The organism is Polynucleobacter necessarius, assembly GCF_900096755.1.
Classification (GTDB): domain Bacteria; phylum Pseudomonadota; class Gammaproteobacteria; order Burkholderiales; family Burkholderiaceae; genus Polynucleobacter; species Polynucleobacter necessarius_K.
The window spans coordinates 1,293,253-1,306,990 of the sequence record NZ_LT615227.1; the positions used below are offsets into that span (position 1 = coordinate 1,293,253).

Sequence of the window (13,738 nt, forward strand, 5' to 3'; positions counted from 1 at the left end):
ATTTGGTGCCCAAGAAGGGACTCGAACCCCCACAACCTTACGATCGCCAGCACCTGAAGCTGGTGCGTCTACCAATTTCGCCACCTGGGCATGGCTCTATTATAGAGGGATGGGCATTTTTCGCCCTTTTCAACCCAATTTGGCTTTTTCCCTTCAGACTTGGTGGTTTGATACAGTAGCCTTAATTCATAACAAAAATAGCTATATAAGGCATGTATTGCCGAAGGAATTAAATGCGTAAAGCAAAAGACTTGGTGCCACGTGAGGCTGACCGCTTAGGAACAGTCCAAAGGCATCGAGACGGATTTGGATTTGTCATTCCCGATGATGGTGGTGAAGACATATTTCTCTCGGAAAGAGAAATGTCCCGCGTCATGCACGGCGACAGAGTAAATGTCAGGGTATTAGGAACAGATCGGCGTGGTCGTCCAGAGGGGCGGATCGCTGAAGTGGTTCTGCACGCCAATAAAGTCGTGATTGGACGACTCTTAAATGAGAATGGTGTTTTGATTGTTGCGCCTGAAGATAAGCGTATTGGTCACGACATTTTGATTCCTCCTAAGGCTCAAGGTAATGCCAAGCTTGGACAAGTAGTTAGCGTTGAGATCATTGATTATCCGGATAGCTATCGCCAGGCGGTAGGTCGTGTAGTCGAGGTCTTAGGCGAGATTGATGATCCTGGAATGGAAATTGAGATTGCCGTGCGCAAGTATGGCGTTCCTCATGAGTTCTCGGCTGCAGCTATGAAAGAAGCGGCTGCTTTGCCTGACACGGTTCAGCAGGCAGATTTAGAAGGTCGTGTCGATTTACGTGATGTACCGCTGGTAACGATTGACGGTGCAGATGCTCGCGATTTTGATGATGCGGTTTATTGTGAGCCGGTCATGTACGGTAAGACTAAAGCGTGGCGTCTGATTGTCGCTATTGCGGACGTCTCTCATTATGTAAAGCCGGGCCAGCCACTAGACGATGATGGTCTGTTACGGGCGACTTCAGTGTATTTCCCAAGGCGCGTGATTCCGATGTTGCCGGAGAAGATTTCAAATGGCCTTTGCTCATTAAACCCTGGAGTAGATCGACTGTGTATGGTCTGCGACTCTGTGGTTGATAACAATGGCATTGTGCTGGCATACCAGTTTTATCCAGCAGTGATGCATTCTGCACAGCGTTTTACCTATGACACTGTCTGGGAAATTCTCTCTAATAGTAAGGGTCCTGAAGCAGCGCGTTTTGCACCGTTCCGCCCTTTGCTGACCAATCTATATTCTCTTTACAAAATTCTGCTGGCTGCGCGCGAGAAGCGGGGTGCTATCGAATTTGAAACCACTGAGACTCAAATTATTAGTAATGAGCTGGGCAAGATACTTCGCATTGAACCGCGTATCCGTAATGATGCGCATCGCTTAATTGAAGAGTGCATGTTGACTGCTAACGTTTGTGCTGCTGACTTTATTGAGAAGAATAAACATCTGAGTTTGTATCGCGTGCATAGTGAGCCATCAGAAGAAAAGCTGATGACCTTGCGCCAAGTTCTGCGAACCTCAGGCCTATCTTTGGGTGGCAGTGAAAAACCAAAGCCGCGCGATTTTGCCAAGCTGATTCGTGAGATTAAAGATCGTCCTGATGCCAATATGCTTCAGTCAGTTGTCTTGCGCTCTATGCAGCAAGCAATGTACCAACCAGATAACGAAGGTCACTTTGGTCTGGCATACCCCGCTTACTCGCACTTCACGAGTCCGATCCGCCGCTATCCGGATTTATTGACACATCGAGTCATAAAGTCGATTCTGCAGAAAAAGCCGTATGTTCCGGTCTTGCCGCCGAAGGTTCCATTGAACTTAACCTTGCCACGTAAGGGCAAAGGTCGTGAGAACGCAGTGAATGCCAAAAAATCCCAAAGCGATGCAAAAGCAGGGGCTGAAAAAGGAGCTAAACCAGCTAAGGGCGCCAATGCAGCATTGCCAATCTGGGGTCAGTTGGGCGTGCATTGCTCATCAAACGAGCGTCGCGCGATGTAGAGGCATGGCTCAAGTGTTATTACATGCGCGACCATTTGGGTCAAGAATACGCTGGCACGGTAACGGGCGTTGCCAACTTTAGTTTATTTATTCAGTTGGAAAATCTTTTTGTCGAAGGCATGGTGCACGTCACTGAGCTAGGCGGGGATTACTTCCAATACGACGAGGCTCGCCAAGAGTTGCGTGGTGAGCGTACAGGTATTCGTTATCGCTTAGGTGATCGTATGCATGTATTGGTAAGTCGTGTTGACCTGGATGCTCGCAAGATTGAATTTAGCCTTGTTAAATCGGTTGGCGCAGAACCAGGCGGCTCCTCAAATCGTCGCCAACTATTACTGGCAACGGATACTGGTAGACCTAATAAGAAGGCTGCGTCTAAAAAGAGCCGGCCTGATAGCAAGATTCCGCAAAAACCTAGTGGCATTAATGTCAATGCTGCTAAGTCAGCCGGCACTTTAGGTGCCAATCAATCCAAGAGCAAGGCAACCCGCAAAAACGGTAAATCCAAGCCTGGGAGAGTTGTTGGTAAGCCCGCTGGAAGTAAGCCGCCAGTCCGCAGTACAAAAGCGCGTCGTAAATAATTACGTCGTCAATAGAGATTGAGTTAGAAAAGATAATGAAACAAATATTGGTAGGTTTTCATGCGGTTCAAGCGCGTTTACGTGTTGATCCAGATAGCTTGAAGTCGGTGTACTTTGATCCTAGCCGTCGTGATAGACGTATGGGGGATTTCTTAAAACAGGCTGAAGAGATGTTGGGTGAGCGTTTGCATGCTGCCGATGCTGAACGTTTGCATAAATTAACAGGACATGATCGCCATCAAGGCGTAGTCGCCTTAGCAGAAAAAATGACTATCGCTCGCACCATCACAGAAGTGGTTGAGGATGTAGAGGGTGCAAAAGAGAAACCACTATTTCTGGTATTGGATGGCGTAACCGATCCCCATAACTTCGGCGCATGCCTGCGGGTAGGCGACGGCGCCGGAGTGGATGCAGTAGTAATTCCTAAAGACCGCTCAGCTTCGATCAATGCGACTGTGAGTAAGGTATCAAGCGGGGCATCCGAAGTCATGCCGGTGATTACCGTGACGAATCTCGTTCGCAGCATGAAAGAGATGCAAGAAGCTGGTGTTTGGCTGATTGGTACGGATGATGAGGCAACAAAATCAATTTATGACATCGATCTCACGGGCTCCATTGGTATTGTGATGGGTGCCGAAGGTGAGGGCATGCGTCGCCTCACGAAAGAGAACTGTGATGAGCTCGTACGTATCCCAATGCAAGGCGTGGTCTCGAGTTTGAATGTCTCCGTTGCAAGTGGCGTATGCTTGTATGAGGCATTAAGACAGCGCCTAGCTAAAGCTGCCAAGTAACTTGAAAAGAGGTTTGCTATGAAATGCAATATTGGTCACACCGATCGCGTTCTACGCATGACTGTTGGCGTAACCCTCATGGGCTTGGCAGGTTTTGGAATTACGGGCCCCTGGGCTTGGATTGGCATTGTCCCTCTGTTAACGGGAATGATCGGCAATTGCCCGGCCTATAGCATTCTTGGTATCAATACAGCTAAAAAGTAAGGCGTCCACTCACTCGCAATACCAATTTTTAGGGGCGCCATCCCGGGGTAAATAGGCAGCACAACTAAATTGTTCTACAGGGTTTTATGTTTAATAAAAATCACGAATTCATTCTCTGGCTGCTTGTTGCTCTCTTTGCCATTATTTCCTTCATCGGTGCAATGCCATTTGCTGTCGGTATCGCTGGAAAATTAAGCATTATTGCCATTTCTGCGCGATTACTTTTTGCCATTTCTGCGCGATTACTTTTTGCCTTAATACACGGCTCACAGCGATTGGGTTGGCGCAGACTCGGAATCATGTTTGGCATCACATGCATTGTTAGCTGGTGTTATGAATCCTTAAGCATTGCAACTGGTTTCCCTTTTGGCCATTACGTTTATACATCTGAATTGGGGCTAAAACTAGGAACTGTCCCGCTAATGATCATGCCATCCTATTTTGGCGTTTGCTACCTTGCATGGGCTTTAGCTCACGTTCTTTTGCATAAATTTGATCTCAAAATTGAGAAACGTTTGATGTTTGCAATTCCCGTTATTGCCAGTTTTATTATGGTGATGTGGGATATGAGTATTGACCCAGCATCATCTACAGTTAAGCATGAGTGGATTTGGCGTGACGGAGGAGGTTACTTTGGGGTTCCTTTTTCTAACTTCATGGGGTGGTTTCTCTGCGTCTACACCATCTTCCAGTTTTGGGCATTTTATTTAATGCGCTCAAATGAAATGCAAAATTGTGCTGAGGACAGCAAGAAATCAAGCTGGTATCTTGTGATTATTATTTACGGCAGTATTTTTCTGGGGCCTATTTCAGCTGTATTTACAAACACTGGTGGCAGCGTTACTGATGCCAGCTCTCAGGTCTGGCCTTTGAAAGCGCTTTATGAAACTTTAGGGCTGGTACCTATTTTTACAATGCTTTTTGTAATCTGCTTAGCTTTTTTCAAAGTGCAGAAGAGCACAATTGGCAGTAAGTAATTGGGTAAGGCGCAATTATTTTGCGAGCAGTATTTCGAGTTTTTCAGTATCCGCGCAGAAGTTCCGAATACCTTCGGCTAATTTCTCGGTTGCCATAGCATCGTTATTGAGTTGCAGGCGGAAACTGGACTCATCCAATTTCAAAGGCGTAATACCCCCAGTCTGTAACGCAGAGCTAGCGTTAGCGGCATCCAGCTTTTTGCCTACTACCGCATTGCTACCTTGTAATTCAGCTAGTAGCTCTGGACTAATCGTTAACAGGTCCACTCCAGCTAGCCCCAATATTTGGCTAGTGTTCCGAAAACTCGCCCCCATGATTTCTGTAGGGATGCCAAAGTGCTTGTAATAGTGAAAAATTCTCTTCACTGAAGTCACGCCCGGATCATTCGCTCCACCATTGTTTGCATCACTCCAATTTGCACCGAGTTTTGCTTTGTACCAATCGGTAATGCGGCCTACAAATGGTGAAATCAGTTTAGCGTTAGCGGCGCCACATGCAGCGGCCTGTACTAAAGAGAAGAGCAGGGTCATGTTGCAATGAATACCACTAGCTTCTAACTCTTTAGCGGCTGCAATACCTTCCCATGTGCCAGCTAATTTAATCAGAATACGTTTGCGATCAATCCCATGTGATTCGTAAAGAGCAATTAAATGTTTTGCTTTTGCTACTGTAGCTTTGGTATCAAAAGATAATCTTGCATCCACTTCTGCGGATACTCTTCCTGGGACGATTTTTAGAATCTCTAAGCCAAAAGCAACCAAGATGTAGTCAACTAAGTCTGTAGGGCTCATGCCGGGATGTGCATCTTTAACGGATTGCACAAGACTCTGGTAATTACTTTGCTGGGCTGCTTTCAGAATCAATGAAGGATTGGTAGTCGCATCTTGCGGCTGAAATGCCTGCATATGCTCAAAATCGCCTGTATCGGCTACTACCGTAGTGAGTTTCTTGAGTTGCTCAAGTTGGCTGGATGCTAAAGAGGTGCTATTCATAAGGGTGCAAGGCGATCACAAAAGGAATTTTCTTGAATGTCATATGATAGATGGATTATTTACTCAGTTCCAGTTAAGGCATAAGGACATTTGGCAGACCTATGAATCAGGATCAACTTAAGCAAATGGTAGGTGAGGCGGCTCGAGATGAGGTTCTCAAACTCTCGGCCGGTCAAATATTGGGGGTAGGTACTGGTTCTACTGCTAATTGCTTTATTGATGCTCTAGCGCCACATAAGGATCATTTTGCTGGCACGGTATCAAGCTCAAACGCCACAACCGAACGATTGCTTAAGCATGGCTTCAAAGTGCTTAACCCGAATGATGTAGTGAGCTTGCCTGCATATGTCGATGGCGCTGATGAAATTGATCCAGCCGGTCATATGATTAAGGGTGGCGGCGGAGCTCTAACTAGAGAAAAAATTATCGCCTCTATGGCCAAGCAATTTATTTGTATTTGCGACTCCTCAAAGCAAGTGCCTGTATTGGGTAATTTCGCACTACCAGTGGAAATTATTCCATTGGCTCAGGGCATTGTCACTAGAGAGCTAGAAAAATTTGGCGGCAAAGTTAGTTTGCGTCTAGCGAAAAACACTCGCCCCGATTTAAATCAAACCCCAAGCGAACCGTTTGCGACAGATAACGGTGGCTGGATATTGGATGTAGCAGGATTGAAAATTTCAGATCCACTGAAGATGGAGTCGCAGATTAATCAAATTGCTGGCGTCATCACTGTCGGCCTATTTGCAAAAGAGAAGGTCAATATTTTGCTAGTCAGCAATGCTGCTGGCGTTGAAAGAATTGCGTTTTAGACAATAAACAACCCGATGGGGATGCCCCCCGTCGGGTTGTTTTGCCATGGTTTGCATGGCGCAGGCGCTCGGAAGGTATTTAGTTCCTTAGCCTATAAGCACATAGATGCGCTTATTTGTAATGGCTTTCGCCAATGTGGCAGCGCACTCTAACTGCATCGCCACAACTTCATCCTATGCTTCGATATTTATGGTGTCAAGAATAAGATGGCATTTTTATGGGGATTCGATGCTGTACCGCAATAACAATTACTCTGCTGGCGGTACATAGCCTTGCGCCATATCCGCGCCACCCTCAAAGAAATACTTCTCTACTTGCTTTAAAAGGTATTGGCGTGCGCGTGGGTCTGCCATGTTGAGGCGATTTTCATTGATCAACATAGTTTGTTGCTTTAACCAAGCGGCCCAAGCTTCTTTAGATACTTGATTCCAAATCTTTTTGCCAAGTTCACCAGGAAGTGGGGCGAAATCCATGCCTTCAGTTTCCTTATTCAGTTTGATGCATTGAACCATGCGTGCCATCTGTAATGCCTTTCTTATATCTCTTATAAGTCTTTAGTTAAAACCATGGACTTACGGTCCCAGTTGTAAATTTGCTTTCTTTCTTCTGGCAAATCATCAACAGTGGCCCGCTTAAAGCCACGCTTTAAGAACCAGTGCTCTGTTCTCGTGGTGAGAACAAATAATTTTTTAATGCCTTCTTGCTTCGCACGCATTTCAATACGCTTGAGGAGGCGCTCGCCGTCGCCTGATCCCTGAACATCTGGATCAATCGCTAAACAAGCAAGCTCACCAACACCATTAGGAAATGGGAAGAGGGCTGCGCAGCCGAAGAGAACGCGGTCATGCTCGATTACTGAGAAGCGCTGAATATCGCGCTCAATCACATCTTGGCCGCGGGCAGCCAAGATGCCTTCATCTTCAAGTGGCATTGTTAATTGCAAAATACCACCAACGTCATCTTGATTGGCTTCGCGCAAGTTCTCAATATCGGAAGAGGCTAGCATCATGCCAGTACCATCATGGGTAAAGAGCTCTTCCAAAAGCGCGCCATCTTGATTGCATGGCAAGAAGTGAACACGGCTAACGCCTGCACGGATGGCTCTGCCTGAGGTATTGAGCAAGCTCTTCATGCTCAGGTCCATATCTTTGTGCTGACCAATATATTCTTGGAGTTGTGGCATAGATAGTTCGGTAATGAAATCGCCCTCTGCATCTTTTAAGCCAGCAAAAGGGCTTAAGAAAATGAGTTTGTCCGCTTTTAAGGCGGCAGCAGTAGATGCGGCAACATCCTCGTAGGCTAAATTGAAGGCCTGACCTGTTGGAGAAAATCCCAAAGGTGAAAGCAAGACAATCTTGTTGCTATCAAGAGACTGTCTAATGGATCCAGAGTCAACCTTGCGAACTAGTCCAGTGTGGATATAGTCAGTGCCTTCCACAACACCAACAGGCATTGCAGTAATAAAGTTTCCAGAGATAACGGAAATACGTGAGCCAGCCATTGGCGTGTTTGGTAATCCACGGCTAAATGCTGCCTCAATATCAAGGCGTAGTTCACCAGCAGCTTCTTTTACGCACTCTAATGCGGCTGCATCTGTAATCCGATAGCTGTGCATAGCGCTCTTGCCAAATTTACTTTTAATCTTGCGGAGCATTAACTGCTCCTCAATTTGAGGGCGGATGCCATGAACCAAGACGATGCGCATACCCATGGCATGCAACATGGCAATATCTTCAATCAGATTCTCGAGGCCAGTTTCCTGGACAAGTTCACCCGCAAATGCGATGACAAAGGTCTTTTCGCGGAAGCTATGAATGTAGGGCGCAACATCGCGCAACCACCCTACAAAGGGGAAGTTGGAGGTCGTTTCTTCGGCATTTAAGGCCTGGTTCGGTGCATTTGTTGGCATAGTGAGAAAATTATAGGGTGCAAGAGCCTATAAACCAACAAAAACCCAAAGCAATGCCAAAGCCTGTGCCTGCTTCCAACACCTCGCGCAGCTTAGATATTCGCTTTCCGGAGGAATTGCCGGTCTCAGGTCAGCGTCAGCTGATCAAGGATGCCCTGCAAAGCCACCAGGTGGTCATTGTTTGTGGCGAGACTGGCTCAGGTAAGACTACTCAGCTACCGAAGATCTGCCTAGACCTGGGTAGGGGCACCATCAATGGCGGTAAGCTCATTGGTCACACTCAGCCTCGCCGGATAGCCGCAACTGCAACCGCAAAGAGAATTGCCCAAGAGCTAGGCTCGCCCATAGGTCAGGATGTTGGTTACCAGGTTCGCTTCGCAGACAAAACCAGCAATACGGCTTCTATTAAGTTAATGACAGATGGCATTTTGCTGGCGGAGACTCAGCGCGATCCACAGCTGCGCGCCTACGACACACTCATCATTGACGAAGCGCATGAGCGCAGCCTCAATATTGATTTCTTATTGGGGTATCTGCGCCAGCTTCTTCCGAAGCGACCAGACCTCAAGCTGATCATTACATCGGCAACGATCGACGCCCAGCGTTTTGCTGAGCACTTTGCAATGAATGGCAAGGTGGCACCAGTGATTGAGGTCAGCGGTCGGCTCTTTCCAGTGGAGCAGCGCTATGCACCTCTGGAGCCTGATGCCAAACCAGATGGCAAAAAAGAATCCAAAGCTGCCAAAGAAATTCCGGATGCAGTAACTGAAGAAATTGCTGGCTTATGGCGTGAGGGTGCAGCGGGCGTTGGAGATGTATTGGTCTTCCTGCCGGGCGAGCGTGAGATACGCGATTGCGCAGAAGCATTACGCAAGGATCATGTCTTGCAACAGCGTTTTCACCCAGAAATTCTGAGTCTGTTTGCGCGCCAATCGGTTGCCGAGCAGGAAAGAGTATTTAGCCCAGGTAATGGCCGCCGAATTATTTTGGCAACCAACGTTGCCGAGACCTCGTTAACTGTTCCTAATATTCGATATGTGATTGATAGTGGCTTAGCTAGAGTTAAGCGCTATTCCTATCGCAATAAGGTGGAGCAGCTTCAGATTGAGCCCATCTCACAGGCTGCTGCTAATCAAAGGGCTGGGCGCTGCGGTCGCGTATCGGATGGCATATGCATACGCTTATATGGCGAGCAAGATTATCAAAGCCACCCTAAATTTACAGACCCAGAAATACTGCGTAGTTCATTAGCCGCCGTGTTGCTGCGTATGAGCTCTTTGCGCTTACCGAAGATTCAACATTTCCCCTTTATTGATAAACCTCTAGGTAGGGCGATTGCAGATGGTGTACAGCTTCTGGATGAATTGGGCGCAATCGAATTTGATGAGTCAGAACCAGTAGATGAAAAAAATATTAGTAAGGACATTAATAACAGCTTCAAGCTGACTGCAATAGGTAAGCAGCTATCTGACCTACCGCTCGATCCGCGTATCGGCAGAATGTTGTTGGCTGCCAAAGAGCAGAATGCATTAAAAGAGGTCACCATCATTGCTTCAGCGCTGGCCACACAGGATCCTCGCGACAGACCAATGGATCAGGCTGCCGCAGCTGATCAAGCGCACCTACAGTTTGCTGACGAACGTTCCGAATTTCTGAGTTTTGTAAAGCTTTGGAATTGGTATCAGGATGCTTTGCAGCATAAACACAGCAATCGTCAGCTAGAGAATCTTTGCAAGAGTAAGTTTCTTTCTCCGCGTCGCTTACGAGAGTGGCGTGATGTGCATGGTCAACTGCATACTATGCTCGGTGAAAAGGGCTGGAAGGAAAATGGCTTAGCCGCAACCTACGAGCAGGTCCACCTATCTTTGTTAACCGGCCTTTTGGGTTATGTAGCAAAAAAAGAAGAAGATGAAAAATCTCAAGATCGCAATAGCAAGACGGGTGGTTATGTTGGAGCGCGCGGTATTCGTCCATTCATTTGGCCTGGTTCAACCATTGGTAAAAAGGCAGGTGCCTGGATATTGGCGGGCGAGCTACAAGAAACTAATCGCATGTACGCTAGAACCATTGCCAAGATTGAGCCCCAATGGGTAGAGCGAGTTGCGGCCCACCGCCTGATTAAATCTCTTAGCGATCCTTTCTGGGATAACCGTCAGGGTGAGGTGATGGCGTTTGAGCGCGGCACCTTGTATGGCTTGCCGATTTACCATGGCCGTCGGGTTCGTTACGAACCACATAATCCTGATGAGACGAGGGAATTATTTATTCGTCAAGCCTTGGTTCAAGAGGAAATGTTTGGTCGTATGGATACGCCTGCACTCCAGCGCGAAACAGAAGCTGATGCTAAGAAAAAATATCCCAACCTCTTTGGGTTCTTTTGGCATAACCGACGCCTCATAAAAGAGATTGAAGCATTGGAGCATCGTTCACGCCGACCAGATGTATTGGTAGATGACGATCTGCTATTTGCTTTTTACGAATCCCGCACCCCCAAGGAAGTGCGCAGTCGTGAAAGCCTCAAGGCGTGGTTAAGTAAGCAGCCTGACTTAGACGCGCAATTGCGCTTAGAAAAAGCCGACTTAATGCGTCATGAGGCAGCCGGCATTACGGTGGATCGCTATCCAAAGAATATGTTGGTGGGTGGCGTACAACTGAGCCTGACTTATCACTTTGAGCCAGGCAGCCCCAAAGATGGGGTCACGCTAGTAGTTCCTTTGACCCAGTTAAATCAGGTTGATGGACGTCGTTGTGAGTGGTTGGTGCCTGGTATGTGTGAAGAGAAGGTGTTGTTACTACTCAAATCATTACCGCAGAAGTTGCGACGTCATTGCGTGCCCCTGCCTGATTACGCAAAATCCTATCTTGATCGCAAGCTTGAAGAGAAGCAATTTGGTGTCGGTGATTTTTTGGATAGTCTCATTATCGATATCCGCAAAGAACGGGGTCTAGAAATTAAGCGTACAGACTTTAGGCCGGAGTCATTGCCATTGCATTCCTCAATGAACTTCCGCTTGACTGATGAGCATGGCCGTCAACTTGAGGTGGAGCGTAATTTAGCCCGCTTGCGTTCTGAATACGGTGAAACAGCTCGTAATGCCTTTCAAGCGATTGCTCAAGAAACTGCGCAGGTGGAACTTGGTGTAGAGCCTTCTGCAGGAAAGACATCTCAGGCAAATGCGTCTGACTCCACGCGAAGGGTTGAGCAGGGCGGCTACCGCTCCTGGGAGTTTGGCGAATTACCAGAAACCCTGGAGATTCAAAAGGGAAATAAAACCCTGTTCGGTTATCCAGCCTTGGTTGATCGCGGAGACTTCTGTGATCTTGAAGTCTTTGATGACTTAGAAGTAGCTAGAAGACAGCATGCCCTTGGCTTGCGTCGATTATTTGCGCTGAGCAATAAAGACACGCTCAAGGCCTTACAAAAACAGCTGCCCGGAATTCGTGAATTGGGTTTATTGTTTATTAATGTCGGCTCAGTAGATGGCTTAATTGAGCAGATTCTGAATATCGCCCTTGAGTGCGCCTTTATGACGGAGCCGCTTCCAGTGAATGTCGAACAATTTGTTGAGCGCCTGCAAGCGGGCAAACCCAGACTGGCACTCATTGCTCAAGAAATTTCTCGACACTCTCTAAATGCGCTGCAGGCCCATGCAGATTTGCAGAGGAAGATGGTTAGTGCTAAAGCTGCATCTCCAGCAGCGTATGCGGATATGCAAACCCAAATGCGGGGCCTCATCTTTCCGAAGTTCGTAGCGGAGATTCCGTATGTGCAATTAGTGCATCTGCCGAGATATCTCAAAGCAATTGCCATGCGGATTGATAAGTTGCGCTCAAATCCAAGTCGCGATGCCCAATGTCAAAAAGACTGGGAGTCAGTTGCAAGACCTTGGCAGAAGTTGATGCAGGGTAAGAAGGGGACTGCTTCGTATGCAATGGCCGAGGATCAGGCCTTGACAGATTTTCGTTGGCAGCTTGAAGAGCTTAGAGTGGCTTTGTACGCCCAGGAGCTCAAAACCCTAACCCCAATGTCCTTAAGGCGCCTTGAAAAGGTCTTGGCGAGCTTGCGCTAAGTCAAATACACAGTCATATCCATAGGATTTGGAGGTCTTTTCCGGATCTTTGGTTGCTTACAATAGGGGGATGTATACATTTATCAAGATTAGAGGTTTTCGCACAATTGCAACCTCTGCCGTATTGGCATTTATGTTGGCCAATCAAAGCGCTTTTGCGCAAGTTAACAATTCGGCTGCGCAGTCTAACTCAGCAAATCAACCAAAGTTGGCGGCGATTCTCAATTCTGGCTCAGCCTCAGTCAGTTTGATCGATATGGCTACCCGTCAGGTGATAAAGACCATTCCGGTTGGCAAAGAGCCACATCACTTAATGATCACACCCGATCAAAAAACGCTTTTGATTGCTAATGCCGCTGGCAATGACGTTGTCTTGATGAATCCAACAACTGGCGAATTAACTGGCAGGATTCCAGACATTATTGACCCTCACCAAATCACAAATAGTTTGTTGCCAATGGAAATCGTTTAGACCGTGTCGATATTTATGCGGCTAACGGCGCTGATCTGAAATTGGCTAAGACCGTGAAGTTGGCGAAGACGCCTAGCCCCCAAGGGCTGGGTGGGAATAAATACTCATCATGTGCTGTAATTTAATTACTCGTTATGCAGCCGCGCTTTTGCTCGGCTGTTTTTCATTGGGCCCTGTAGCTCAAGCGGCAGAATGCAGCAAGAAGGTGTACCTTACTTTTGATACCGGCAATATGTCTGTCGCAGAAAATGTGGCAGAGATTCTTAAGCGTCAAAATGTCAAAGCAACTTTTTTCTTGGCCAATGAGAAAACTTTTCGTGGCGACTTTTCCCTAGACGAATCCTGGAAACCATTTTGGCAAGAGCGGGCTAAAGAAGGGCACCACTTTGGTAGTCATACATACGACCATACTTATTTTGTAAAAGACGGCCCAAAGGGCGAGGTCTTTGAAAAGCCGCAATTTGGACCTAAGGCTGGAATGACGGTGCTTTATAACGAAGCAGCCATGTGCAAAGAAATCCGCAGGGTAGATCAGCGCTTCCAAGAGTTAACAAGTCAGCCCTTGCAAAAGATATGGCGCGCCCCAGGTGGAAAAACCTCTCCAACCTTAATTCGGATGGGTGATATGTGTGGTTATCAGCATATTGCTTGGGCGGCAGCTGATTTCTTGGGAGATGAGCTGAACTCTGACAAGTATCCAAATAATGTTCTCTTGGATAAGGCGACTCGCGCTATTGCCGATGGTGATATCACCATGGCCCACTTAGGTATTTGGTCTAGAAAAGACCCTTGGGTGCCTGCGGTATTGGAGCAGCTAATTACGAATCTGAAGGGCCGCGGCTTTTGTTTTGGCTTGCTACCCAAAAATACCGCAAATCAGTCAAAATAAAGCATGGATTTGAATACGATT

General features: G+C 47.2%; 10 protein-coding genes, 1 tRNA gene and 1 pseudogene. 8 read left to right on the forward strand and 4 right to left on the reverse strand.

Annotation, left to right across the window (positions count from 1 at the left end):
- Nucleotides 1–3 precede the first annotated feature (3 nt).
- Nucleotides 4–90: transfer RNA gene (locus DXE27_RS06775), tRNA-Leu, on the reverse strand.
- 143 nt (nucleotides 91–233) lie between these two features.
- On the opposite strand from DXE27_RS06775, the pseudogene rnr reads away from it, so the two are divergent.
- From rnr to DXE27_RS06795, 4 genes and pseudogenes are all read left to right on the forward strand, one after another.
- Nucleotides 234–2,599 (forward strand): annotated as a pseudogene (gene rnr / locus DXE27_RS06780) (ribonuclease R).
- A 35-nt stretch (nucleotides 2,600–2,634) separates the two neighbouring features.
- Nucleotides 2,635–3,390 (forward strand): 23S rRNA (guanosine(2251)-2'-O)-methyltransferase RlmB, encoded by a 756-nt coding sequence (gene rlmB / locus DXE27_RS06785; protein ID WP_128113386.1) that lies wholly within the window; start codon nucleotides 2,635–2,637, stop codon nucleotides 3,388–3,390.
- Between the two features lie 18 nt (nucleotides 3,391–3,408).
- Nucleotides 3,409–3,594, forward strand: a complete 186-nt coding sequence (locus DXE27_RS06790; protein WP_128113387.1) for a YgaP family membrane protein — start codon at nucleotides 3,409–3,411, stop codon at nucleotides 3,592–3,594.
- A gap of 86 nt (nucleotides 3,595–3,680) precedes the next feature.
- Nucleotides 3,681–4,571 carry a carotenoid biosynthesis protein gene (locus DXE27_RS06795; protein ID WP_128113388.1) on the forward strand — a complete coding sequence of 297 codons (891 nt, stop codon included), beginning with the start codon at nucleotides 3,681–3,683 and terminating at the stop codon, nucleotides 4,569–4,571.
- A gap of 15 nt (nucleotides 4,572–4,586) precedes the next feature.
- Here the strand turns inward: DXE27_RS06795 and tal are convergent, their stop codons facing one another.
- Nucleotides 4,587–5,564, reverse strand: a complete 978-nt coding sequence (tal, locus tag DXE27_RS06800; protein WP_128113389.1) for a transaldolase — start codon at nucleotides 5,562–5,564, stop codon at nucleotides 4,587–4,589.
- A gap of 101 nt (nucleotides 5,565–5,665) precedes the next feature.
- Between tal and rpiA the strand changes: the two genes are divergently transcribed.
- Nucleotides 5,666–6,376: a ribose-5-phosphate isomerase RpiA gene (gene rpiA / locus DXE27_RS06805; protein ID WP_128113390.1), complete on the forward strand. Its 711-nt coding sequence runs from the start codon at nucleotides 5,666–5,668 to the stop codon at nucleotides 6,374–6,376.
- Nucleotides 6,377–6,625: 249 nt separating this feature from the next.
- Here the strand turns inward: rpiA and DXE27_RS06810 are convergent, their stop codons facing one another.
- Together DXE27_RS06810 and argA are read right to left on the reverse strand one after the other, a co-directional pair.
- Complete coding sequence (locus DXE27_RS06810) at nucleotides 6,626–6,898, reverse strand: oxidative damage protection protein (RefSeq protein ID WP_128113391.1); 273 nt, start codon at nucleotides 6,896–6,898, stop codon at nucleotides 6,626–6,628.
- A gap of 23 nt (nucleotides 6,899–6,921) precedes the next feature.
- Nucleotides 6,922–8,286 carry an amino-acid N-acetyltransferase gene (gene argA / locus DXE27_RS06815; protein WP_128113392.1) on the reverse strand — a complete coding sequence of 455 codons (1,365 nt, stop codon included), beginning with the start codon at nucleotides 8,284–8,286 and terminating at the stop codon, nucleotides 6,922–6,924.
- Nucleotides 8,287–8,339: 53 nt separating this feature from the next.
- On the opposite strand from argA, the gene hrpA reads away from it, so the two are divergent.
- The 3 genes from hrpA to DXE27_RS06830 all read left to right on the forward strand — a co-directional run bounded on the left by hrpA (nucleotide 8,340) and on the right by DXE27_RS06830 (nucleotide 13,717).
- Entirely contained in the window at nucleotides 8,340–12,356 is a 4,017-nt protein-coding gene (gene hrpA, locus DXE27_RS06820; protein WP_231969718.1) for an ATP-dependent RNA helicase HrpA, read from the forward strand.
- Between the two features lie 70 nt (nucleotides 12,357–12,426).
- On the forward strand, nucleotides 12,427–12,828 hold the full coding sequence (locus DXE27_RS06825; RefSeq protein ID WP_231969719.1) for a YncE family protein: 402 nt from the start codon (nucleotides 12,427–12,429) through the stop codon (nucleotides 12,826–12,828).
- Nucleotides 12,829–12,937: 109 nt separating this feature from the next.
- Nucleotides 12,938–13,717 carry a polysaccharide deacetylase family protein gene (locus tag DXE27_RS06830; protein WP_128113393.1) on the forward strand — a complete coding sequence of 260 codons (780 nt, stop codon included), beginning with the start codon at nucleotides 12,938–12,940 and terminating at the stop codon, nucleotides 13,715–13,717.
- The last annotated feature ends 21 nt before the right edge of the window (nucleotides 13,718–13,738 follow it).